The sequence below is a fragment of the Piscinibacter lacus genome, assembly GCF_016735685.1.
In the GTDB taxonomy this organism is placed as follows: Bacteria; Pseudomonadota; Gammaproteobacteria; order Burkholderiales; family Burkholderiaceae_C; genus Aquariibacter; species Aquariibacter lacus.
This window is the reverse complement of record NZ_JAERRA010000001.1, coordinates 204,294-225,395: the sequence shown is the minus strand read 5'-3', so window position 1 is coordinate 225,395 and position 21,102 is coordinate 204,294. Positions and strand designations below refer to the sequence as shown.

Here is a 21,102-nt window from a genome sequence, read left to right as displayed (position 1 = left end):
GGCTCAGTGGTAGAGCTTGAGGGTGGAGGCCGGGAAGGCGCCGAGGTTGGGGAAGACGGCGCCCATCGAGGCGGCCGGCACGCCCATCCAGCGGGCGATCTCGGCCAGCAGGTGCTCGGTCGGCGTGCTGGGCAGCATGATGCCGCGCGACTCGACCATGTCCGGCCCGTTGAGCCGCAGGTCGGGCAGCTTGCCATGCAGGCCGCCCCGCACCGGGCCGATCAGCAGGGCGTGACCGCCCCAGCCATGGTCGGTGCCGCTGCCATTGGGCACCAGGCTGCGGCCGAACTCGGAATAGACCAGCATCGAAACCTCATCCTGGATGCCCAGGGCCTGGGCCGAAGTCCAGAAGGCGCCGATGCCCTGGTCCAGCGCGGCCAGGTTCTTGTTGAGCGTGGCGGCCTGGTCGGCATGGGTGTCGTAGCCGCCCTGCACCGAAAAGTGCACCGAGCGCGGCCGGCCATTGCTGGCATCGGACTTGAACAGCCGGGCCACGGTCTTCAGCTCGGGCAGGCCGGTGTAGGCGGTGCTGTCGGTCACGCTGTCCAGCGCGGCCTGCACCACCCCGGAGTTGGCCTGGGACCGGGCCTGGGCGCCCGCGAACTCGGCCGCCAGGGGATGGCTGAAGCTGCTGGCTTGGCCCATCACGCTTTCCATCATGCGGACCACATCGGGGATGACGTAGTTGGCATGCCGGGCGACCACCCCGTTGGGCCCCAGGCCCAGGGCGCGGATGCCGGCGGCCACGAAGCCCGGCTGCGGGCCGGCCATGCTCGTGATCTGCGAGAAGGCGCCACCGCGCAGATGGCCCGGCAGGGCGGCGACCATGCGACCGATCCAGCCGGAGTTGCCGGCGGTGTCGGTGGCATCGCCGATCTGCCAGCCGCGGCTCTGGTCGCTGTGGCTGCTCAGGGCCAGCGGCAGCCGGACCGAGCGGCTCTCGTACTGAGCCCGCGTGGTCGGTCCGGCCAGGGGGCCGGTGTTCATCACCGCGGCGACCCGGCCCTGACGATGCAGCGCGGCCAGCCGGGTCATGGCGGGATGCCACTGCCAGTCGGCATCGAGCGCCATGGACGGCGCATCGGGTGCGGCCAGGCTGCCGCGGGCGGCGACATAGGCGGTGCGGTTGCTGCCCCGGCGCGGGGCGATCAGGGCATGCGCGTCCAGGCCGCCCCCGAGGTAGACGATCAGCAGTTTGCGGCTCATGACAGCACCATGTTTTGCGGGTGGATGAGGATGGTCCAGAGCATGGCGCTCAGCACATTGCGCTGCCAGCCGGTCTGGGTTCGCGGGTAGCCGCGGATCGCGCCGAGCAGGGCGTTGCGCTCGCCACTGGGCAGCACGCGGCCGCTCAGGCGGCGGCTCAGCTCGTCAAGCAGCTCCGCATCGTTGGCCGAGGAGGCCAGCTTGGCGCTCAGGTAGGGCGTGAGCGTGGCATTGCGGGTGAGCTGGCCGAGGCCGTTGAAGACGGTGGTGGCACCGTCCTCGTCGTAGTTCTCAAGCTCCGCGCCGACGAGGCCCAAGGCTTTCAGCTCGGGTGTCGCGTAGTCGGGCTTGTTGAAGTTGAAGACTGTCGGCGCGGTGAAGGGCCGCTGCGAGCCCAGGGTCTTGTGCAACCACGGGTTGATCGGCCGCTGGGTGCCCAGGCTGTCGAAGCTGCCCAGCCGGCGCACCGCGCCCATGGTGTAGACATAGCGCGGCACCAGCATGCCGAAGTTGGGCGTGCCGGGCGTGAGCAGGTCGGGGTCGAGGAAGATCGCGCGCAGCACGGCCTTCATGTCGCCGCGCACCCCGCTGCCGTTGTTGACGAAGGCACGGCTCACGCGGCTGACATAGCCCGGCGAGGGGTTGGAACAGGTGAGGCGCCGGATCAGGTTGAGCGCGACGAAGGGCGGGCAGGTGGGATGCTGGAAGAGCGCATCCAGCGTGGCGCGGATCGCATTGGCGCCCGAGGTGCCGGCGGCGATGTTGACCCGGCCGCCCAGGGCGCGCACGGCTTCGGGCGCGTGCTGACTGGCATCGATGGCCATGCGCCGGCCCCAGGTCTCGGCGGTGAAGGCGCCGGGGCTGGCATCGCCGAAGCGGGTGGCGCGGCCGCCGTTGCGCAGATTGCCGTTCGGATACAGGCCGGTGAAGACCCGGGCCAGTTGCACGATGTCGGTCTGCTGGTAGGTGGGGATGGGCTGGCCGCTGCCGTCGAGCTTGCGGCTGCCGTCCTCGTTCAGTTCCCACAGGCCGATGGTGAAGAGCTGCATCAGCTCGCGGGCGTAGTTCTCGTCGGGCTGGCGACCGGTGGCGGCGTCGGCCTTGCGGCTGTTCAGATAGGTCAGGTAGAAGCCCATGTCGAGGCTGTACGTGACGTCTTCGATCAGCGTGCGGAAGTTGCCGAAAGCGTTGCGGTTCAGCAGATCCCAGAAGGCGCTGTAGGCCTCCGGGACCACGGCCCGGTCGGTTCCCGCTTCCGAGATAACGAACAGGTTGGACAGGGCATAGGTGACGCGCTGGCGCAGCGGGTCGGCCGCATACACGCACTTCCAGTCGATGGCCTGGATGCGGGTGTCGTGGTGCGGCGACTGGTTCGGATCCTCGAAGCCCGGCGGGCCCTTGAGCCGGACCCAGTCGGCCACCGAACGACTCTGCGGCAGCAGCATCTGGGTTTCCAGCCAGGCGCCGTAGCCCCGGGTGGCGACGTCGAGGATCTCGCTGTCCAGCGGCGCGAAGGTGGTGAAACGCAGCCAGCGGGCCGCGCTGTCGACCGGCAGCGCGGTGGCGCCGGCCAGGGCCTGGGCCAGGGCCGTCTGGGGGAAGCCGGCGACCAGGGCCGCGGTGCTGGCGCAGGCCGCGGCACTCTGGCGCAGGAAACCGCGTCGGCTGCGGGACAGGGCAGGGTTCGCCTTCAGGTCTGGGGTCGGGAACATGGCTACCTCACCGAAGCGACGGGACTTGTCGCGATGACTGCTCTTCGGTGTGTCACCCCCCTTGTTTGAGGGGAATGATGTTTCGGTTCGTATCAGACCCGGGCGCGCATCGCCCGGCGCGCCTGGACGAACTCGAAGGCCAGCCGCACCGTGCTCTGCTGCAGGCGCGCAAGCTCCTCGCGCTCCTTCTCGTCCTGATAGAAGGCCAGATCCACGCTGTGCCGGATGTAGCGCGGCGGCAGGCGGTTCAGGGCCACGCAGGCCACGTCGGGCAGCAGGTCCGGCGCCACGGCCGGGTAGTCGCCCTGCAGGGCCAGCACGGTCTCGATGACCGCAGCCTCATGGATGTTGTGGATGGATTCGAAGCTCGGGTTCATCGGCGTCTCGCGGGGCCGGGGGGCTGCATGGCACCCGGCGGCGCCGCTCGCGCGCCGGGCCTGCAGGCCCGAAGGCCGTGCCGGCCAGTCTGCGGCGGGGCGACCCGGGGCCATCCCGCGATCAAGCCCTGCAAGGCCGGGGAGATGTCGCCCATCCGTCCCGGCCTGCTGCGGCGCCCGCAGCGCCGCGCCCGGCATCGGCCCACGCGGCGGGGGGTCGGCGGGCCCGTCGACAATGGGGCATGACCCTTCCCCGCCGCGCGCAGGCGCCCAGCTTCGATTCCCAAGAGTTCCGGCACGCGCTGGGCCGCTTCGCCACCGGGGTGACCATCGTCACCGCCCGGGCCGCCGACGGCGGGGCCATCGGCCTCACCGCCAATTCCTTCAACTCGGTGTCGCTCGATCCGCCGCTTGTCCTGTGGAGCCTGTCGCTCAAGGCCAGCTCGATGGCGGCCTTTGCCACCGGCTCGCACTACGCCATCCACATCCTTGCGGCCGGGCAGCGCGACCTGGCCCAGCGTTTCGCGACCCAGCGCCTGCACGAGCGCTTTGCGGGCGTGCCGCATCGCGACAGCCCGGCGGGCGTGCCCCTGATCGACGGGGCCCTGGCCACCTTCGAGTGCTTCAATCGCAGCCAGTACCGCGAGGGCGACCACGTCATCTTCGTCGGCGAAGTCGAGCGCTGCGCCGTGCAGGCGGGGGCCCAGCCGCTCATCTTCCACGGCGGGCGCTACTTCACCGAGCTGCCGGTCTGAGGCCTGCGCGGGCAGGCCGCGGCCTCGCCTGCACCGGAACGGGCTGTGGTTTTCCCTCGAACGAGGGTGCTGTTCCGAACAGACTTGTGAGCTTAAGGGCCCACAATCGCGGGTAAGCCCTAGAGCAAGCATCGTGTCAACATCCTCGGCGCGATCCTTGCTTGGAGGCACTCACGCAAGACCTGAGACCCCGACCATGCCCCGTTTTGTCGTTCCCGCGCTCGTGCTCTCCCTCTTGCTGGCCCATGCCCTGCCGGGTGCCGCCGCCGAGAGCAGCAGTCAGTCTGCGGTTCGTGCGCCCCGCACGGAGTCGTCGTCAGTCCATCCCGCCCTGCACACGCCGGGCGACAGCAAGGCCTTGACGGCGTCCGAGACGCCCCTGGATCTCAACGCCGGCACCCTGCTGGTGCTGAGCCTGGCGGTCATGGGCCTGCACCTGGCCCGGCGCAGCGGCCAATCGCGACGCTGAGGCGCAAGCGCCCGGGCGCCGTCTCCACCCCCTCAGGGCGGTGAGGGCAGATCCCGCGGCCACAGCACCCACATCCGCAGCGGCTGCTTCATGCGGCCGGCCTGTTCCTCCACCCCGGGGCCCCAGCCCCAGAAGTAGTCGGCGCGCACGGCGCCGACGATGGCGCTGCCGGTGTCCTGCGCGATCACCAGGCGTTCCATCGGCCGGGCCGGCAGCGGCATCGGCTGCCAGGCCTGCGGCTCGGTCGTCGAGATCCAGACCGGCGTGCCGTAGGGCACCGAAGCCTTGTCCACCGCGATCGACCGCCCGGGCGTGAGCGGCACGCCGTGCGCGCCCAGCGGACCGCGCTGCGGGTCGGGCAGCGGCTCCTCGCGAAAGAAGATCACCCGCGGATTGGCCGCCAGCAGCTCGGGCACGCGCTGCGGATTCGCCCGGGCCCAGGCGCGGATGGCCGGCCAGGAGGCCTGGTCCATCGTGAAGGCGCCGCGCTCGACCAGCCATTTCCCGACCGAGCCGTAGGGATGGTCGTTGTGTCCTGCATAGGCGAGGCGCACGGTCAGCGGCCGGCCTCCGGCGTCGAGCTCGTCCAGCAACTGGATGCGGCCCGAGCCCTGGATCTGGACCATCAGCAAATCCATCGGGTCGGCCAGCCAGGCGATCTCGCGGCCCGCCAGGGCCGTGCGGGCCGCCGGCACGCGCGCCATCTCGCTGCGGCTGTACCAGGGCTTGCGCTGGCCCAGGCCGGCCGGTGGCCGGTGCAGGGCGACGTTGTGGCGGGCGTCCGGCTTGCGCTGGCCCACCAGCAGCGGCTCGAAATAGCCGGTGATCAGGCCCAGGCCGGGATCGCCGCCGGGCCCGGTGCCACGGGCTTCGACCCGGTAGGGCTGCAACCAGCCCTGCAGCCAGGCGCGTACCCGTGCTTCGTCGGCCGGGCCTTGCACCCGCGCCTCGGCCAGGGCGCTGCGGCAGGCCAGGGCCCAGCCGCGGGCCGGGCGCTCGCAGCTCGCCAGCAGGGCCGGCCAGGCTTCGTGCAGCTTGTCCTGCGTCCAGCCGGGCAGGGCCTCCCAGGGGGCGGCCCGCCAGGTCGAGCGTTCGCGGTCGATCTGCTCGGGGCCGCCGTGCACGGGCGGCGGCGCAGGCGGAGCCGGGGGCTCGGCGGGTGCCGGTGCCGGCACAAGGACAGCGGGCGGCGCGGCTGGCGGCAGATCGCCCTCAAGCGGCACGGCCGCGCAGGCTGCCAGCAGCAGGGCGGACAAGCCGCTCAGCCGGCGCGCCCGGCGGGCCCCGGCGACACTGCGCGGCGGCGCGGCCCGGACCGGCTGCGGAATGTCGATGACAGGAGGTGTTGGGCTCATGGGGCTGCTGCTGCTCGAAGCGCTGGGTGCGCTGCTGGTGCTGGTGCTGATCGTCTGGTGGACGATGTTCTCCGGGCGTCGGGGGGGCGAGCGCGCGCGCCAGGACGAGGATTCCCCGCCGCCGCCGCCGCCGCCGCCTGGCGCCTGAGGCTGGCAAGGGGGCGGCCTCAGCCCCCGGCCGGGCGGTCCGGCGGCTTTTCGCGCGGCGGCCACAGGAAGCTCATCGGCTCGCGGCGCAGACGCGCGCGCAGCGCCGCCCACAGGGTGGCGCGCTCGCGCACCCGCAGGCCGCGCGAGCGCAGCGCGACGCGGAAGGCCAGCGCGAAACTGACGCCCACATTCAGCAGGCCGGTCAGCGGCAGGGCCGCCAGGCACCACCAGAACGCGGGCTGCTGCAGCGCGGCGCTGCCCAGGCTGCCAAGCGCCGCGGCAAGCTGACCTGCGGACAAGGTGACATGCCGCACCTCGATGGGCAGGCCGAAGAACAGCGCCAGCGCCGGCACCAGGCCCAGCATCAGGCCCAGCGAGACATTGGCCGCCAGACCCGAGATGTTGGCCCGCCACCAGCTCGCCCACCGGCCCGCGCGGCCTGCGCCCAGCCAGCGCAGGGCGCGTGGATGCCAGCGGATCGCACTGTCCAGCCGATGCAGCACGAACCAGTTCTCGGCCCAGCCGGCGATCAGGCTGGACGAGAACAGCAGCACGCCGGTGAGGGCCGCATACGCCAGGGTCGGCCCCAGCAGGGTCAGGCTCTTCAGCACGTATTCGGCCTCATGCGCCGGCACCAGGGCATGCCCGCCCAGCCAGCTCCCCAGGAGCTGCACGGCCAGCACCAGGGGCGCGACCATCATCAGATTGCCTACGATGCCGGCCGTCTGCGAGCGGATCAGGTGCACGACCTCGTCGACCACGCGCTCCGCGCCCTCGGGCTTGCCGAGCTCGCCCATGCGCGCGGCCAGAGCGGGGGCCGTCATCGCGGGCTGCTTGGTGGCCACCGTCCAGTGCGCGAGATGCACGATGACGAAGCTGACCGCGTAGTTCATGCCGGCCCAGAAGCCGCCCCAGAAAGCCGAAAGGCCGAGGGCGACGATCCAGAACTTGACGAAGGTGGTGCCGGCGATCACCGCACCGCCGCCCAAGGCCTTGCGCAGCATGGCCTTCCACTCGGCGCGGTCGCGGGTGATGTAGTGCTCGCCGGTCTCGGCGCTGCGCTCGGCGATGCGCCGCGCCAGCATCGAGTACTGGCGCGAGAACAAGGCACGGATGCTGCGCCGCTCGCTGGCCGCCTCGACCAGGCTCTGCAGCAACAGGCCCCAGGCCCGGCGCCGGTCGGCCGAGCCCGCGGGCTCCAGCACGGTGGCGAGCAGCGCGTCGATGCGCCGAACCCGCGCGGTGAGCTGGTCCATTTCCAGCAGCAGGTCCACCGAGATGCCGCGATCGTCGATGCCCTGGCGCACGCTGCCCGCGGCGCGGCGTGCGGCGTCGAGCAGGCCGCGCAGGTACTGCGCCTCCTGCAGGGCGGCGGCCTCGTCGCCGGATCGCATGGCTTCGCGCAGTCGCTCGCTGCTGCGCGGCAGCGCGTCGAAGGGACGCTCGGCCAGGGCCTGCGGGTCCATGCGCTGCCGCACCGGGCCCAGCAGGCCGGCGGCCGCCACCTGCAAGGCCAGGATGACGATGGCGTCCAGCGCCATGGCCTGCCAGCTTCCGGCCGGGGGCCCGAGCGCGGGCGTGTCCAAGGGCTGGGTGCCTAGCAGCGCCCCGACGCGCTCCAGCAGGCTGTCGTCCAGCGCCTCCACCCAACGCGCGTCGGCGGGGTCGCTGAAGAGCAGGGGGAAGAGCGCGGCCAGGTCGGCCGTGTCCGGCGTGCCGGGCAGCAGGCGCATCTGCATGCGTTCGCCCAGTTCGCCCCCGACGCTGCGCTGGCGCGCGAAGCCGAAATCGGCCAGCAGGGCCAGGCCGTCGATCTCCGCCCGGCAGGCCTGCAGCAGGCCGAGCACCCGCGCATGGTGCTCGGGGTGGCGGTCCAGCACGTTCAGGAGATGGCGCAGCCGCAGCAAGGCGGGCGGCGTGGTTGCGGGGCGCGGCGCCTCGTCGCCCGGGCCGGCATCGGCCGCCACCGCATGGGGTTGGCGCAGCCATTCCAGCAGGCGGATCAGCCAGACATGCCGCTCGGCCTGACCGGCCCGCGGATCGGCTGCATTCAGCAGCGCGCTCAAGTCCCAGGTGGCGCGACGCGCCCGGCGCGCGGCCCAGGCCGTCCAAGGCATGCGCATGCCGCTCAATGCAGCATGTTGGCAAAGGCCAGCTCGAAGGCCGGCACCTCGACCTCGAAGGCCTCGGCCTCGACCGAAACGAACAGGTAGTGGCCACGCATGCGGCCCTGGGGATGGCCGAGCTGCACCCAGCTCGTGTATTCGTGCGATTCGCCAGGGCCCAGCAGCGGCTGCTGGCCGACGACGCCCAGGCCGCGCACCTCCTGCGTCGTCTCGCCACCTTCCTCGATCAGCCAGGTTCGCGCCACCAGTTGCGCGGCCAGCGGGCCGCGGTTCTGCAAGGTCACCGTGTAGGCATAGGCATAGCGCGACTGCGCGGGGTCCGATTGCTCGGGCAGGAATCGGGTCTGAACCGAGCAGACCAGGCGGGCAGACGTCATGCGCCTGATTCTAGGGAGCGTCTTTAGAATAAGCGCAGACTGATATGGAGCGCCTCCGGGCGACACGCAATGAGCCAAGCTCGCTTTCGCATCGCCCCCAGCCTCTTGTCCGCCGATTTCGCGCGGCTCGGCGAGGAAACCCGTGCCGTCATCGACGCGGGATCCGACTGGATCCACTTCGACGTGATGGACAACCACTACGTGCCGAACCTGACCTTCGGCCCCATGGTCTGCCAGGCCTTGCGCAAGCATGCGGTGACGAAGGACGGCGCGCGCGTGCCCATCGACGTGCACCTGATGGTGCAGCCCGTCGATGCCCTGGCCCAGGCCTTTGCCGCGGCCGGCGCCGACCTGATCAGCTTCCACCCCGACGCCAGCACCCATGTCGACCGCACCCTGCAACTGATCAAGGCCGCGGGCTGCCAGGCCGGCCTGGTCTTCAACCCGGCGGCTTCGCTCGACATCCTGGAGTGGACGCTGGGCGAGGGCAGCGACAAGCTCGACCTGATCCTGCTGATGAGCGTGAACCCCGGTTTCGGTGGCCAGAGCTTCATCCCCAGCAGCCTGCGCAAGCTGGAGAAGATCCGCCGCCTGATCGACGACCACGTTCGCCAGGGCGGCCGCGAGATCCGCCTGGAAGTCGACGGCGGCATCAAGGTCGACAACATCCGCGCCGCCGCCGATGCTGGCGCCGACACCTTCGTCGCCGGCAGCGCGATCTTCGGCCAGCCCGACTACCGCGCCGTCATCGACGCGATGCGCCAGGCCCTGGGCTGAGGGGGGCGGCGCTGCGGCGCCGGCCACGGCACCCGCCGATCGGGCAGGATGCGCCATCGCCCTCCTGCCGCAGATTGCCGTGAACACCCAGCCGGTCGAGCCCGCCCCGCCCCTGCACTACGCCCTGGCCCGCTGCAGCCTGGGCGCCCTGCTGGTCGCACGCAGCCCGCTCGGCCTGTGCGCCCTGGCCCTGGGCGACCAGCCCGAAGCGCTGCGCGAGGCGCTGCTCCGGCACAGGCCGCAGGCCCGGCCGCTGGCGCCATCGCCCGAGGTCGCCCGCTTTCTCGATCGCGTGCAGGCCTGCATCGAAGCCCCTGCCCAGCCCTGGCCGGATGAGCTGCCGCTGGACCTCTGCGGCACGCCCTTCCAGCAGGCTGTCTGGACGCAGTTGCGCGCCATCCCGCCCGGCCAGACCCTGAGCTACACCGCGCTGGCCAGCCGGCTGGGCCGGCCGCGGGCCGTGCGGGCGGTGGCCGCGGCCTGTGCCGCGAACCCGGTGGCCGTGGCCGTCCCCTGCCATCGCGTGCTGCGGCAGGACGGCCGCCTCGCCGGCTACCGCTGGGGTCTGGCGCGCAAGCAGGCCCTGCTGGCGCGCGAGGCAACCGGCCTTCCCCATGCCGCCACGCTCTGAGGACTTTCTCCGTGTTCATGAATCGTCCGCTACGCGCCGCCCTTTTTGATCTCGATGGCACCCTGGTCGACACCCTCGGGGATTTCGTGGCCGCCCTGGATGCCATGCTCGCCGACCTGGACCGCGCTCCGGTCCCGGAAGCCCTCGTCGAAACCCTGATCGGACAGGGATCCGAGCACCTGATCCGCGGCGTGCTGGCTGCGACCGGCCCAGCCGACATCGTGGGGGCACTGGAGGCGCCGGCCTGGCATGCCTACCAAAGTCACTACCGCCGGCTGAACGGGCGTAAGGCCCGGGTCTATCCTGGCGCCGCCGAGGTTCTGCAGCGCGCCCGGGCCGAGGGACTGCGCCTCGCGTGCGTCACCAACAAGCCGGTTGAGTTCGCCGAAGCGCTGCTGCGCAACGTGGGCCTGCGCGAACCCTTTGCCCTGGTTTGCGGTGGGGACAGTCATCCCCGCAAGAAGCCTGATCCACTGCCGCTGCTGGCGAGCTGCGCCGCGCTCGACGTGGCCCCGGCCGAAGCGTTGATGGTCGGCGATTCGAGCAACGATGTCCGCGCGGCGCGGGCGGCGGGCTGTCCCGTGGTCTTGCTCAGCCATGGTTACAACCACGGCCAGCCTGTCGCGGGGGCGGGCGCCGATGTGGTTTATGACCACTTGGATCAGCTCTGGCCCAAAGGCTGACACGCTGGATCGTGTCCCGCGGAAGGGTCCGTGTTTTCCCTTGATGGATTCCGAAACCGAGGGTTAACCCAGGACGATTTGCCGCCTTGATGCGTCTTTGTCAGCCTCTGTTGGATTGGCGTCAGAGGACGGTCAGAGCCCGCGTCCATCCTGTCGACACGCCTCGCAATCCGCGCAGGTCAGTGGTTTACACAGGAGACATGCCATGGTGGCAGCAACGAAGGGCGCGGCGCCGCGTCCCATGAGTGCCGAGGAAAAGAAGGTCATCTTCGCCTCCTCGCTCGGCACGGTGTTTGAGTGGTACGACTTCTACCTCTACGGCTCGCTGGCAGCCATCATTGCCAAGCAGTTCTTCTCGGGCTTGGATCCGTCCGCCGCCTTCATCTTTGCCCTGCTGGCCTTTGCCGCAGGCTTCATCGTCCGTCCCTTCGGCGCGCTGGTCTTCGGCCGCCTGGGCGACATGATCGGCCGGAAGTACACCTTCCTGGTCACCATCCTGATCATGGGCCTGTCGACCTTCATCGTCGGCTTGTTGCCTAACTACGCCTCGATCGGTGTGGCCGCCCCGGTCATCCTCATCGTGTTGCGCATGCTTCAGGGCCTGGCCCTTGGCGGCGAGTACGGCGGTGCTGCGACCTACGTGGCTGAGCATGCCCCCCACGGCAAGCGCGGTGCCTACACCGCCTGGATCCAGACCACCGCGACCCTGGGTCTCTTCCTGTCGCTGATGGTCATCTTGGGCACCCGTTCGGCCATCGGCGAAGAAGCCTTCGCCGACTGGGGCTGGCGCATTCCCTTCCTGGTCTCGATCCTGCTGCTCGCCATCTCGGTCTGGATCCGTCTGGCCATGAACGAGTCGCCCGCCTTCCAGAAGATGAAGGACGAGGGCAAGACCTCCAAGGCCCCGCTGACCGAATCCTTCGGCCAGTGGAAGAACCTGAAGATCGTGATCCTGGCGCTGGTGGGCATGGTCGCCGGCCAGGCCGTGGTCTGGTACTCGGGCCAGTTCTACGCACTGTTCTTCCTGCAGTCCGTGCTGAAGGTTGAGCCTGCGACCGCCAACATCTTGGTTGCCCTCTCGCTGCTGCTGGGCACGCCCTTCTTCGTCGTCTTCGGCATCCTTTCGGACAAGATCGGCCGCAAGCCGGTCATCCTGACCGGTCTGCTGCTGGCCGCGCTGACTTACTTCCCGCTGTTCGGCGCGCTGACCAAGGCCGCCAACCCCGATCTGGCCGCCGCGCAAGCCAGCGCCAAGATCGTGGTTACGGTCGATTCGAAGACCTGCTCCTTCCAGGGCAGCCCGATCGCCCGTGAGGTCGACTTCACGACCAGTTGTGACATCGCCAAGCGCGCCCTGGCCCAAGCCTCGGCCAGCTACGACATCGTTGAGGCGCCGGCTGGCACCGCAGCGTCGGTCAAGATTGGCGAGAAGGAACTGCTGCCCCCGACCGCGACCCTGACCGCCGGTGGCCACAAGTTCGATGAAGCCAGCGCTGCCGCGATCAAGACCTTCAAGGCCGATCTGGCCACCACGATGAAGGAAGCTGGCTACCCGGCCAAGGCCGATCCGGCCAAGGTCAACAAGCCCATGATCGTCGGCATCCTGTTCATCCTGGTGCTGTACGTGACCATGGTCTACGGCCCGATCGCCGCTGCCCTGGTCGAGATGTTCCCGACCCGCATCCGCTACACCTCGATGAGCCTGCCGTACCACATCGGCAACGGCTGGTTCGGTGGCCTGATGCCCACGATCGCCTTCGCGATGGTGGCCCAGAACGGCAACATTTACTACGGCTTGTGGTACCCGATCATCATCGCTGCGGTGACCTTCGTCATCGGCCTCCTGTTCGTCAAGGAGACCAAGGACGTGGACATTTTCGCGGACGACTGAGCGGGCGCTCTCGCCAGCATGAGGGGCCACCCGGCCCCTCATCCCCCGCGGGCCGCAGCATGCGGCCCGTCGTGCTGGACATGTTTCTCTCTCAACCTTCGAAAGGTGTGCTCATGTGGAAGATTCTGGTGGCCTTCGTGGCCTTCGCTGCGCTTTCAATGTTCGTGCTGGTCCAGTCCGGTGCCGATGTGGACATGGGCGGTGAAAAGCATGGCGTTGAAAGCCACGGCGACAGCCATGCGGCATCGGCGCCCACAGCCGCTTCGGCGGTCGAGGCGCCGGCCGTGGCAGCTTCATCGGCCAGCCAGTAAGTCCGCACGAGGACTGCCGGGGCTTTCAAGGCCCTGGCGAGCGAAGCGCAGGCAGCCCCCGGGCTGCTTTTTTCATGGCAGCTTGTCTGCAAGGCGCTTTGCTAGACTGACTTCATGTTCATCGCGCGCAAGTTCACCAAGGGGTCGCACGACCGGGGAGCCTGGCCCTGGCGGGCCTGAGCCGCACCGGGCGTCCTGCATGACGCCCTGCATGCCCCGCCGCCATGTCGCCGGGGTGGTGAACGAACCCAGGCGCGCCCGGCGCGCCGCGCCCGCCGAACTTCTCGCGGGCCGGGCCATGGAGGGCCCGCCGACGTGATCACGCTGACCCCCGCCGATTTCGACCGACTGGCCGCCGAAGGCCACAACCGTGTCGCCCTGGTCGAGCAGGCTTTCGCCGACCTCGAAACCCCGCTCACCCTCTATCTCAAACTGGCCGCCGGCCAGCCGCTGAGCTTCCTGCTGGAGTCGGTGGTGGGCGGTGAGCGCTTCGGCCGCTATTCCTTCATCGGACTGCCGGCCCGCACCCTGCTGCGCTCGGTCGAGGGCGGGCTGGAGGTGGTGAGCGACGGCCAGGTCGTCGAGACCCTGGCCGGCAACCCGCTGGATGCCATCGCCGCCTACCAGCAGCGCTTCAAGCTGGCGCCGCAGCCGGGGCTGCCGCGCTTTGCCGGCGGCCTGGCCGGCTACTTCGGCTACGACGCGGTGCGCCACATGGAGCAGCGCCTGGCCCATGCCGGCCGCAAGCCCGGCGGCCTGGGCACGCCCGACATCCTGCTGCTGCAGACCGAGGAGGTGGCGGTCATCGACAACCTCAGCGGCCGGCTCTCGCTCATCGTCTGGGCCGACCCGGGCCAGCCCGGCGCCCATGCCCGCGCCCGCGCCCGCCTGGCCGAACTGCGCGCCCGCCTGGACCAGCCGGCCCGCGCCCCGGCCGTGGTGCCGGTGGACCCGCAGCCTGTGCAGCGCCACTTCGAGCGCGCCGACTACGAGGCGGCCGTGCAGCGCTGCAAGGACTACATCGCCGCCGGAGACTGCATGCAGGTCGTCATCGGCCAGCGCCTGCAGAAGCCCTTCGCGGCCAGCCCGCTGTCGCTGTACCGCGCGCTGCGTTCGCTGAATCCCTCGCCCTACATGTACTTCTACGACCTGGGCGATTTCCAGATCGTCGGCGCCTCGCCGGAGATCCTGGTGCGGCATGAGCAGGTGCGCACGCCCGAGGGCGAAGCCGCCGAGAAGGTCACCATCCGCCCGCTGGCCGGCACCCGCCCGCGCGGCGCCACGCCCGAGGCCGACGCCGCCACCGAGGCCGAGCTGCTCGCCGACCCCAAGGAGCGCGCCGAGCATGTGATGCTGATCGACCTGGCGCGCAACGACATCGGCCGCATCGCCCGCACCGGCAGCGTCAAGGTGACCGAGGCCTTCGAGGTCGAGCGCTACTCGCACGTCATGCACATCGTCAGCAACGTCGAGGGCCTGCTCAAGCCCGGCCTGAGCAACCTCGACGTGCTGCGCGCCACCTTCCCGGCCGGCACGCTCAGCGGCGCGCCCAAGATCCGCGCGATGGAGATCATTGAGGACCTGGAGCCCGTGCCGCGCGGGGTCTACGGCGGCGCCTGCGGCTACCTCAGCTTCGCCGGCGACATGGACGTGGCCATCGCCATCCGCACCGGCATCGTCAAGGACGGCATGCTCTATGTGCAGGCCGCAGCCGGCGTGGTGGCCGATTCCCAGCCCGCGCTGGAATGGGCCGAGACCGAGGCCAAGGCCCGCGCCCTGCTGCGCGCGGCCGAGCTGGTCGAACAGGGTTTCTGAGGGAAGGGGCGCGCCATGCTGCTGATGATCGACAACTACGACTCCTTCACCTACAACCTCGTGCAGTACTTCGCCGAGCTGGGCGAGGAGGTGCGGGTGCACCGCAACGACGAGATCACGCTCGACGAGATCGAGGCCCTGCGGCCCGACCGCCTGGTGCTTTCGCCGGGGCCGTGCTCGCCGAACGAGGCGGGCATCTGCGTGCCGGCGATCCGGCACTTCGCCGGCAAGCTGCCCATCCTGGGCGTGTGCCTGGGGCACCAGAGCATCGGCGCCGCGCTGGGCGGCGACATCGTCCGCGCCCGGGTGCAGATGCACGGCAAGACCAGCACCATCCACACCGACCGGCGCGGCGTCTTCAGCGAGCTGCCCGAGAAGTTCACCGTGATCCGCTACCACTCCCTGGCCATCGCGCCGGCCACGCTGCCGGCCGAGCTGGAGATCAGCGCGACCACCGAGGATGGCGAGATCATGGGCGTGCGCCACCGTACCCTGCCGATCGAGGGGGTGCAGTTCCACCCCGAGTCCATCCTGACCGAGCACGGTCACGCGATGCTGAAGAACTTCCTGCTCGACCGCCGTTGAGCCCGGGCCCTGCCGACCGAGGAGCTGCCGCCATGACGATCAGCGACACCGCCGCGCTGCAGCGCGTGATCGAGCACCGCGAGATCTTCCACGACGAGATGCTGCACCTGATGCGCCGCATCATGGGCGGCGAGATGTCGCCGGTGATGATGGCCGCGCTGATCGCCGGCCTGCGGGTGAAGAAGGAGACGGTCGGCGAGATCAGCGCCGCCGCGCAGGTGATGCGCGAGTTCGCCACGAAGGTCGAGGTGGTCGACCGCCGCCACCTGGTCGACATCGTTGGCACCGGGGGCGATGGTTCGCACACCTTCAACATCTCGACGGCCTCGGTCTTCGTGGCGGCGGCGGCTGGCGCGCGGGTGGCCAAGCATGGCGGGCGCAGCGTGTCCTCGACCAGCGGCAGCGCCGATGCGATGGAGGCCCTGGGCGCGCGCATGCTGCCGCCGGATCGCGTGGCCGACTGCATCGCCGAGACCGGCATCGGCTTCATGTTCGCGCCCCACCACCATGCGGCCATGAAGCATGCCGCCCCGGTGCGCAAGGAGCTGGGCGTGCGCACGCTCTTCAACATCCTCGGCCCGCTGACCAACCCCGCCGGCGCCACCCGGCAGTTGCTGGGTGTCTTCCATCCGGACCTGGTCGGCATCCTGGCGCGCGTGCTGCAGCGCTTAGGCTCGGAGCATGTGCTGGTCGTGCATGGCCGCAATGGCATGGACGAGATCTCGCTTTCGGGCGAGACCCTGGTGGCCGAGCTGAAGGACGGCGCGATCCGCGAGTACACCGTCCATCCTGCCGAGCTGGGCCTGACGCCCTGCGACGATGCGGGGCTCAAGGTGCCGGACCGCGAGGCCTCGGTGGCCATGATCCGCCGCGTGCTGGACGACGAGGCCGGCGCGCCGCGCGACATCGTGCTGCTCAACGCCGGCGCGGCCCTGCACGCCGCCGGCGTGGCCGCCGACCTGGCCGAGGGCGTGGCCCGCGCCCGCGAGGCTGTGGCCTCGGGCGCGGCGCGTCGCAAGCTGGCCGACTTCGTCGCGACCACCCAGCGCCTGGCCCCGGCGGCCTGAGAAGGTGTGAACGGACCCGCCATGCCCGCTCATGCCGCCCGGAGCCGCCCCCTCGGCCTTGCAAATGCTCGCCGTAGCTCGGGCTACGGCTGTGCTTTGCGCCTTGATGGGACGACTCCGTGCGACCTGCTCGGACACGGCCGGTCCATCCACACCTTCTGAGCGCGGCTTCCCCTTCACCTGCCCGACGGCTATCCGATGAGCGACATCCTGCAGAAGATCGTGGCCACCAAGCATGAGGAGCTGGCCGAGCGGCGCCAGCGCCGTTCGCTGGCCTCGTTGCGCGAGGCCGCCGAGGGCGCCGAGCGCCGCGCCGACTTGCGCGATTTCCTCGCCGCGCTGCGGGCGCCGATCACGGCCGGCCGCGCCGGCGTGATCGCCGAGGTCAAGAAGGCCAGCCCCAGCAAGGGCGTGCTGCGCGAGCACTTCCACCCGGCCGAGATCGCCGCAAGCTACGCCCGCCACGGCGCCGCCTGCCTGAGCGTGCTGACCGATGCGCACTACTTTCAGGGCAGCGAGGCCTACCTGCGCGCCGCCCGCGCCGCCTGCCCGCTGCCGGTGCTGCGCAAGGACTTCATGGTCGATGAATACCAGGTGCATGAGGCCCGCGTGATGGGTGCCGACTGCATCCTGCTGATCGCCGCCTGCCTGGGCGACGGCCAGATGGCCGAGCTGGAGGCCTGCGCCCATGCACTGGGCATGGCGGTGCTGGTCGAAGTGCACGACGGCGAAGAGCTGGACCGGGCGCTGCGCCTGAGGACGCCGCTGGTCGGCATCAACAACCGCAATCTGCGGACCTTCGAGGTCACGCTCGACACCACCCTGGGCCTGCTGCCGCGCGTGCCGGACGACCGGCTGCTGGTCACCGAAAGCGGCATCCTCGCGCCGGCCGATGTGCGCCGGATGCGCGAGGCGAACATCCATGCCTTCCTGATCGGCGAAGCCTTCATGCGCGCGCCCGATCCGGGCGCCGCCCTGGCCGCGCTGCTGGCCTGAGCGGGCCGGCCGTGAGCGCAGGCGCGCCGTGCCGGGCGGATGACGTCACGCGGGCCTTGCCCTGGGCGGATCCTGCTGCGGAAGCGGCCGTGCCGCAGCCTGCGGGCGACGGACTGCCGGCCTTGCATGCCCTCGCGGCGGATCTGCCCCCGGGCTGGCGCCCCACGGTTCTGGCCTTTCTTGCCGGGCCGGAGGGGCGGGCGCTGGCCGCTTTCCTCGCCGCCGAGCAGGCGGCGGGCGTGCGCGTCTACCCGCCCGATCCCTTGCGCGCGCTGCGTCTGACCGCGCCGGAGGCGGTGCGTGTGGTGATCCTCGGCCAGGACCCCTACCATGGCCCCGGTCAGGCGGAGGGGCTGGCCTTCTCGGTCGCGCCCGGCCGGTCGCACCCGCCCAGCCTGCGCAATCTGCTGGCCGAGCGCGCGCGCGACCTCGGCCTGCCGCCACCGCGCAGCGGCAGCCTGGTCGCGTGGGCCGGCCGGGGCGTGCTGCTGCTGAACACCACCCTGACCGTGCGCGACAACGAACCCGCCAGCCATGCCGGCCGGGGCTGGGAGGCGCTGAGCGCGGCCCTGCTCGACCAGGTCGCGGCCGATCCTTCACCCAAGGTCTTCATGCTCTGGGGCGCCCATGCGCAGCGCCTGGGCGAGCGCATCGCCCGGGCCGGTCCAGGACATCTGCGGCTCGAGGCCAACCATCCTTCGCCGTTGTCGGCCCGCCGGCCGCCGCGGCCCTTCCTGGGCTGCGGCCATTTCGGCCTGGCGCAAGCCTGGCTGCAGGCCCGGGGTCGACCGCTGGCAGGAGGATGGACCTTGCCCGGTGACCCTGCGGCAGCCGCCCCCGAGGCCGCCCCAGAAAAGCCTTGCGGGGCCCAATGAGGGCCGTGCTATAGTCTCGGGCTCGCCGTGGAGGGGTGCCCGAGTGGCTAAAGGGGGCAGACTGTAAATCTGTTGGCTTACGCCTACGCTGGTTCGAATCCAGCCTCCTCCACCAAGCGAACTTCAGGCAGGTCTTGCCGGACCGCTTCCGGCGGGCGATGCGGGAGTAGTTCAATGGCAGAACCTCAGCCTTCCAAGCTGATGGCGCGGGTTCGATTCCCGTCTCCCGCTCCAGGCTTCGAGGTCTGCAAGGTCGATACCGATGTGCGTTGCGAGTCAGCGCAGACCTGTGTCGATGCCCATGTGGCTCAGTGGTAGAGCACTCCCTTGGTAAGGGAGAGGTCGCGCGTTCGATCCGCGCCATGGGCACCACCTTCATCCCCCCAGCGTCAGCACAGCTCGTCAGGAGATCGCGATGGCAAAAGGCAAGTTTGAGCGCACCAAGCCGCACGTGAACGTGGGCACCATTGGTCACGTGGACCATGGCAAGACGACGCTGACGGCGGCGATCACGACCATCCTGGCGAGCAAGTTCGGCGGCGAGGCCAAGGCCTACGACCAGATCGACGCGGCGCCGGAAGAAAAGGCGCGCGGCATCACCATCAACACCGCGCACGTCGAGTACGAGACCGCCAACCGCCACTACGCGCACGTCGACTGCCCCGGGCACGCCGACTACGTGAAGAACATGATCACCGGTGCCGCCCAGATGGACGGCGCCATCCTGGTGTGCTCGGCCGCCGACGGCCCGATGCCCCAGACCCGCGAGCACATCCTGCTGGCCCGCCAGGTCGGCGTGCCCTACATCATCGTCTTCCTGAACAAGTGCGACATGGTCGACGACGCCGAGCTGCTTGAGCTCGTCGAGATGGAAGTGCGCGAACTGCTCAGCAAGTACGACTTCCCGGGCGACGACACCCCCATCGTCCACGGCAGCGCCAAGCTCGCCATCGAAGGCGACAAGGGCCCGCTGGGCGAGCAAGCCATCCTCAAGCTGGCCGACGCCCTGGACAGCTACATCCCCACGCCCGAGCGCGCGGTCGATGGCGCCTTCCTGATGCCCGTTGAAGACGTGTTCTCCATCTCCGGCCGCGGCACCGTCGTGACCGGTCGCGTCGAGCGCGGCATCGTCAAGGTCGGCGAGGAAATCGAAATCGTCGGCATCAAGGCCACGCAGAAGACCACCTGCACCGGCGTCGAAATGTTCCGCAAGCTGCTCGACCAAGGTCAAGCGGGCGACAACGTCGGCATCCTGCTGCGCGGCACCAAGCGCGAAGACGTCGAGCGCGGCCAAGTGCTGTGCAAGCCGGGCTCGATCAAGCCGCACACGCACTTCACCGCCGAGGTCTACGTGCTGAGCAAGGACGAAGGCGGCCGCCACACCCCCTTCTTCAACAACTACCGCCCGCAGTTCTACTTCCGCACGACGGACGTGACCGGCGCGGTGGAGCTGCCCAAGGACAAGGAAATGGTGATGCCCGGCGACAACGTCAGCATCACGGTCAAGCTGATCGCCCCGATCGCGATGGAAGAAGGCCTGCGCTTCGCCATCCGTGAAGGCGGCCGCACCGTCGGCGCGGGCGTCGTGGCCAAGATCATCGAGTAAGACAAGCAAGGTTCAGGCGTAGGGGCATAGCTCAATTGGCAGAGCGTCGGTCTCCAAAACCGAAGGTTGGGGGTTCGAGACCCTCTGCCCCTGCCACGCCGAATCGATCGAAACACCGCAGCGTCCAAGTGGTCTGTTCCGGAGCCCCGGCCCCGAAGCAAGCCTGATCCGACGCCCCGCGCAGCAGCCCGCAACAGGCCTCACGGCCCGGCGGGCTTTGCTGCTGAATGAGCGGCCTGGCCCTCGAACCCGGATCGGTTCCGGCCGGGTGCAGCCGAAGCGAACACCATGAGTGCATCTCCCTCCGTCGAAACCGTGACGCCGGCGGCCGAAAAGGCCAAGCTCGCCGCGGTCGGCGTGCTGGTCGTGGCGGCCGTCGCCGCCTTCTACTTGCTGGCCAGCCAGCCGCTGTGGCAGCGCGTGGTCGCGCTGCTGCTGCTGCTGGCGGGTGCCGTCGCCCTGTTCTTCCGCGCCGATCCGGGCAGGCGCCTGATCGGCTTCGGGCGGGATGCCACGCGCGAACTTCGCAAGGTCGTCTGGCCGAGCCGAAAGGAAGCGACGCAGATGACGCTCTACGTCTTCGCCTTCGTCGTGGTGATGGCGCTCTTCCTGTGGCTGACCGACAAGGCGCTGGAATGGGTCTTCTACGACCTGATCCTCGGCTGGCGCGGCTGATCGCCCCCGACCCCGCGCGATCCTGAAGGACCCCCGATGAGCGAGACCCCGCAGATCCCCGCAGCCGCCCCCTTGCGCTGGTACGTCGTGCACGCCTACTCCGGCATGGAGAAGGCCGTGGAGCGCAACCTGCGCGAGCGCATCGACCGCGCCGGCATGCAGGACAAGTTCGGCCGCATCCTCGTCCCGACCGAAGAGGTCGTCGAGATGAAGAACGGCAAGAAGGCCGTGACCGAGCGACGCTTCTTCCCCGGCTATGTGCTGGTCGAGATGCTGATGGACGACGATTCCTGGCACCTGGTCAAGCACACCTCCAAGGTGACGGGCTTCGTCGGCGGCGCCAAGAACCGCCCGACGCCGATCTCGGAAGACGAGGTCATGAAGATCGTCAACCAGATGCAGGAAGGCATCGAGAAGCCGCGGCCCAAGGTCGAGTGGGAAGTCGGCGAGGTCGTCCGTGTCAAGGAAGGTCCCTTCACCGACTTCAATGGCGCGATCGAGGAAGTCAACTACGACAAGTCCAAGATCCGCGTCTCGGTCACCATCTTCGGCCGCGCCACGCCGGTCGAACTCGACTTCCACCAGATCGAGAAGATCTGAGGCGCCGGGCCCTGCGGCCCGCGCCCGAACAAACCACCCCGGTGGCGGGGTGCCCTTCGCAAG

21 protein-coding genes, 4 tRNA genes and 1 pseudogene are annotated in these 21,102 nt (G+C 70.0%); 20 read left to right on the top strand and 6 right to left on the bottom strand.

Annotated elements, in window-relative coordinates; genetic code table 11:
* Positions 1-3: 3 nt before the first annotated feature.
* The 3 genes from JI742_RS01060 to JI742_RS01050 all read right to left on the bottom strand — a co-directional run bounded on the left by JI742_RS01060 (position 4) and on the right by JI742_RS01050 (position 3,295).
* Complete coding sequence (locus tag JI742_RS01060; protein ID WP_201823137.1) at positions 4-1,206, bottom strand: DUF1501 domain-containing protein; 1,203 nt, start codon at positions 1,204-1,206, stop codon at positions 4-6.
* Positions 1,203-2,918 (bottom strand): DUF1800 family protein, encoded by a 1,716-nt coding sequence (locus JI742_RS01055; protein ID WP_201823135.1) that lies wholly within the window; start codon positions 2,916-2,918, stop codon positions 1,203-1,205. The genes JI742_RS01060 and JI742_RS01055 overlap by 4 nt, the downstream gene beginning before the upstream one ends.
* Before the next feature lie 92 nt (positions 2,919-3,010).
* Positions 3,011-3,295 carry a late competence development ComFB family protein gene (locus tag JI742_RS01050; protein WP_201823133.1) on the bottom strand — a complete coding sequence of 95 codons (285 nt, stop codon included), beginning with the start codon at positions 3,293-3,295 and terminating at the stop codon, positions 3,011-3,013.
* 242 nt (positions 3,296-3,537) lie between these two features.
* Here JI742_RS01050 and JI742_RS01045 point away from each other — a divergent pair, with 242 nt between their 5' ends.
* On the top strand, positions 3,538-4,050 hold the full coding sequence (locus tag JI742_RS01045) for a flavin reductase family protein (protein ID WP_201823131.1): 513 nt from the start codon (positions 3,538-3,540) through the stop codon (positions 4,048-4,050).
* Positions 4,051-4,246: 196 nt separating this feature from the next.
* Positions 4,247-4,519, top strand: coding sequence for a hypothetical protein (locus JI742_RS01040; protein ID WP_201823129.1), 273 nt, complete (start codon positions 4,247-4,249; stop codon positions 4,517-4,519).
* A 32-nt stretch (positions 4,520-4,551) separates the two neighbouring features.
* Here the strand turns inward: JI742_RS01040 and mltA are convergent, their stop codons facing one another.
* Positions 4,552-5,775 (bottom strand): murein transglycosylase A, encoded by a 1,224-nt coding sequence (mltA, locus tag JI742_RS01035; RefSeq protein ID WP_236676728.1) that lies wholly within the window; start codon positions 5,773-5,775, stop codon positions 4,552-4,554.
* A 97-nt stretch (positions 5,776-5,872) separates the two neighbouring features.
* Here mltA and JI742_RS01030 point away from each other — a divergent pair, with 97 nt between their 5' ends.
* Positions 5,873-6,022, top strand: coding sequence for a hypothetical protein (locus JI742_RS01030; RefSeq protein ID WP_201823124.1), 150 nt, complete (start codon positions 5,873-5,875; stop codon positions 6,020-6,022).
* 19 nt (positions 6,023-6,041) lie between these two features.
* Here JI742_RS01030 and JI742_RS01025 read toward each other — a convergent pair whose 3' ends face one another.
* The gene (locus JI742_RS01025; protein WP_236676727.1) at positions 6,042-8,147 is read right to left on the bottom strand and encodes a site-specific recombinase; all 2,106 of its coding nucleotides are present in this window, start codon (positions 8,145-8,147) and stop codon (positions 6,042-6,044) included.
* 5 nt (positions 8,148-8,152) lie between these two features.
* Positions 8,153-8,527 carry a Co2+/Mg2+ efflux protein ApaG gene (gene apaG / locus JI742_RS01020; protein ID WP_201823122.1) on the bottom strand — a complete coding sequence of 125 codons (375 nt, stop codon included), beginning with the start codon at positions 8,525-8,527 and terminating at the stop codon, positions 8,153-8,155.
* Positions 8,528-8,596: 69 nt separating this feature from the next.
* Here apaG and rpe point away from each other — a divergent pair, with 69 nt between their 5' ends.
* The 17 genes and pseudogenes from rpe to nusG all read left to right on the top strand — a co-directional run bounded on the left by rpe (position 8,597) and on the right by nusG (position 21,039).
* Positions 8,597-9,304, top strand: coding sequence for a ribulose-phosphate 3-epimerase (gene rpe, locus JI742_RS01015; protein ID WP_201823119.1), 708 nt, complete (start codon positions 8,597-8,599; stop codon positions 9,302-9,304).
* Positions 9,305-9,602: 298 nt separating this feature from the next.
* Positions 9,603-9,935, top strand: a pseudogene (locus JI742_RS14160) (methylated-DNA--[protein]-cysteine S-methyltransferase); the annotation flags it as partial.
* Positions 9,936-9,952: 17 nt separating this feature from the next.
* Positions 9,953-10,618, top strand: a complete 666-nt coding sequence (gene gph / locus JI742_RS01005; RefSeq protein ID WP_201826246.1) for a phosphoglycolate phosphatase — start codon at positions 9,953-9,955, stop codon at positions 10,616-10,618.
* A gap of 205 nt (positions 10,619-10,823) precedes the next feature.
* Positions 10,824-12,509, top strand: a complete 1,686-nt coding sequence (locus JI742_RS01000; protein WP_236676725.1) for an MFS transporter — start codon at positions 10,824-10,826, stop codon at positions 12,507-12,509.
* Between the two features lie 59 nt (positions 12,510-12,568).
* The gene (locus JI742_RS00995; protein WP_236676724.1) at positions 12,569-12,820 is read left to right on the top strand and encodes a hypothetical protein; all 252 of its coding nucleotides are present in this window, start codon (positions 12,569-12,571) and stop codon (positions 12,818-12,820) included.
* Positions 12,821-13,135: 315 nt separating this feature from the next.
* Entirely contained in the window at positions 13,136-14,635 is a 1,500-nt protein-coding gene (gene trpE, locus JI742_RS00990; protein WP_434057623.1) for an anthranilate synthase component I, read from the top strand.
* Positions 14,636-14,650: 15 nt separating this feature from the next.
* Entirely contained in the window at positions 14,651-15,220 is a 570-nt protein-coding gene (locus JI742_RS00985; RefSeq protein ID WP_182665122.1) for an anthranilate synthase component II, read from the top strand.
* A 32-nt stretch (positions 15,221-15,252) separates the two neighbouring features.
* Positions 15,253-16,287, top strand: coding sequence for an anthranilate phosphoribosyltransferase (gene trpD / locus JI742_RS00980; protein WP_201823112.1), 1,035 nt, complete (start codon positions 15,253-15,255; stop codon positions 16,285-16,287).
* Between the two features lie 198 nt (positions 16,288-16,485).
* Positions 16,486-17,283 carry an indole-3-glycerol phosphate synthase TrpC gene (gene trpC / locus JI742_RS00975; protein ID WP_201823110.1) on the top strand — a complete coding sequence of 266 codons (798 nt, stop codon included), beginning with the start codon at positions 16,486-16,488 and terminating at the stop codon, positions 17,281-17,283.
* A 122-nt stretch (positions 17,284-17,405) separates the two neighbouring features.
* Positions 17,406-18,158 carry a uracil-DNA glycosylase gene (locus tag JI742_RS00970; RefSeq protein ID WP_236676723.1) on the top strand — a complete coding sequence of 251 codons (753 nt, stop codon included), beginning with the start codon at positions 17,406-17,408 and terminating at the stop codon, positions 18,156-18,158.
* 29 nt (positions 18,159-18,187) lie between these two features.
* Positions 18,188-18,273: transfer RNA gene (locus tag JI742_RS00965), tRNA-Tyr, on the top strand.
* 45 nt (positions 18,274-18,318) lie between these two features.
* Positions 18,319-18,392, top strand: a tRNA-Gly gene (locus tag JI742_RS00960).
* Positions 18,393-18,455: 63 nt separating this feature from the next.
* Positions 18,456-18,530, top strand: a tRNA-Thr gene (locus JI742_RS00955).
* 43 nt (positions 18,531-18,573) lie between these two features.
* Positions 18,574-19,764: an elongation factor Tu gene (gene tuf, locus JI742_RS00950; protein ID WP_201823089.1), complete on the top strand. Its 1,191-nt coding sequence runs from the start codon at positions 18,574-18,576 to the stop codon at positions 19,762-19,764.
* Between the two features lie 20 nt (positions 19,765-19,784).
* Positions 19,785-19,860, top strand: a tRNA-Trp gene (locus JI742_RS00945).
* A gap of 192 nt (positions 19,861-20,052) precedes the next feature.
* Positions 20,053-20,439, top strand: a complete 387-nt coding sequence (secE, locus tag JI742_RS00940) for a preprotein translocase subunit SecE (protein WP_201823105.1) — start codon at positions 20,053-20,055, stop codon at positions 20,437-20,439.
* Between the two features lie 36 nt (positions 20,440-20,475).
* The gene (gene nusG / locus JI742_RS00935; RefSeq protein ID WP_182665112.1) at positions 20,476-21,039 is read left to right on the top strand and encodes a transcription termination/antitermination protein NusG; all 564 of its coding nucleotides are present in this window, start codon (positions 20,476-20,478) and stop codon (positions 21,037-21,039) included.
* Positions 21,040-21,102: the final 63 nt, after the last annotated feature.

Excerpts from the sequence above, each read along its gene's own strand:
- JI742_RS01060 (WP_201823137.1), bottom strand. The coding sequence starts at position 1,206 with ATGAGCCGCAAACTGCTGATCGTCTACCTCGGGGGCGGCCTGGACGCG.
- JI742_RS01055 (WP_201823135.1), bottom strand. The coding sequence starts at position 2,918 with ATGTTCCCGACCCCAGACCTGAAGGCGAACCCTGCCCTGTCCCGCAGC.
- JI742_RS01050 (WP_201823133.1), bottom strand. The coding sequence starts at position 3,295 with ATGAACCCGAGCTTCGAATCCATCCACAACATCCATGAGGCTGCGGTC.
- JI742_RS01045 (WP_201823131.1), top strand. The coding sequence starts at position 3,538 with ATGACCCTTCCCCGCCGCGCGCAGGCGCCCAGCTTCGATTCCCAAGAG.
- JI742_RS01040 (WP_201823129.1), top strand. The coding sequence starts at position 4,247 with ATGCCCCGTTTTGTCGTTCCCGCGCTCGTGCTCTCCCTCTTGCTGGCC.
- JI742_RS01030 (WP_201823124.1), top strand. The coding sequence starts at position 5,873 with ATGGGGCTGCTGCTGCTCGAAGCGCTGGGTGCGCTGCTGGTGCTGGTG.
- JI742_RS01025 (WP_236676727.1), bottom strand. The coding sequence starts at position 8,147 with ATGCGCATGCCTTGGACGGCCTGGGCCGCGCGCCGGGCGCGTCGCGCC.
- apaG (WP_201823122.1), bottom strand. The coding sequence starts at position 8,527 with ATGACGTCTGCCCGCCTGGTCTGCTCGGTTCAGACCCGATTCCTGCCC.
- rpe (WP_201823119.1), top strand. The coding sequence starts at position 8,597 with ATGAGCCAAGCTCGCTTTCGCATCGCCCCCAGCCTCTTGTCCGCCGAT.
- gph (WP_201826246.1), top strand. The coding sequence starts at position 9,953 with ATGAATCGTCCGCTACGCGCCGCCCTTTTTGATCTCGATGGCACCCTG.
- JI742_RS01000 (WP_236676725.1), top strand. The coding sequence starts at position 10,824 with ATGGTGGCAGCAACGAAGGGCGCGGCGCCGCGTCCCATGAGTGCCGAG.
- JI742_RS00995 (WP_236676724.1), top strand. The coding sequence starts at position 12,569 with ATGCGGCCCGTCGTGCTGGACATGTTTCTCTCTCAACCTTCGAAAGGT.
- JI742_RS00985 (WP_182665122.1), top strand. The coding sequence starts at position 14,651 with ATGCTGCTGATGATCGACAACTACGACTCCTTCACCTACAACCTCGTG.
- trpD (WP_201823112.1), top strand. The coding sequence starts at position 15,253 with ATGACGATCAGCGACACCGCCGCGCTGCAGCGCGTGATCGAGCACCGC.
- trpC (WP_201823110.1), top strand. The coding sequence starts at position 16,486 with ATGAGCGACATCCTGCAGAAGATCGTGGCCACCAAGCATGAGGAGCTG.
- tuf (WP_201823089.1), top strand. The coding sequence starts at position 18,574 with ATGGCAAAAGGCAAGTTTGAGCGCACCAAGCCGCACGTGAACGTGGGC.
- secE (WP_201823105.1), top strand. The coding sequence starts at position 20,053 with ATGAGTGCATCTCCCTCCGTCGAAACCGTGACGCCGGCGGCCGAAAAG.
- nusG (WP_182665112.1), top strand. The coding sequence starts at position 20,476 with ATGAGCGAGACCCCGCAGATCCCCGCAGCCGCCCCCTTGCGCTGGTAC.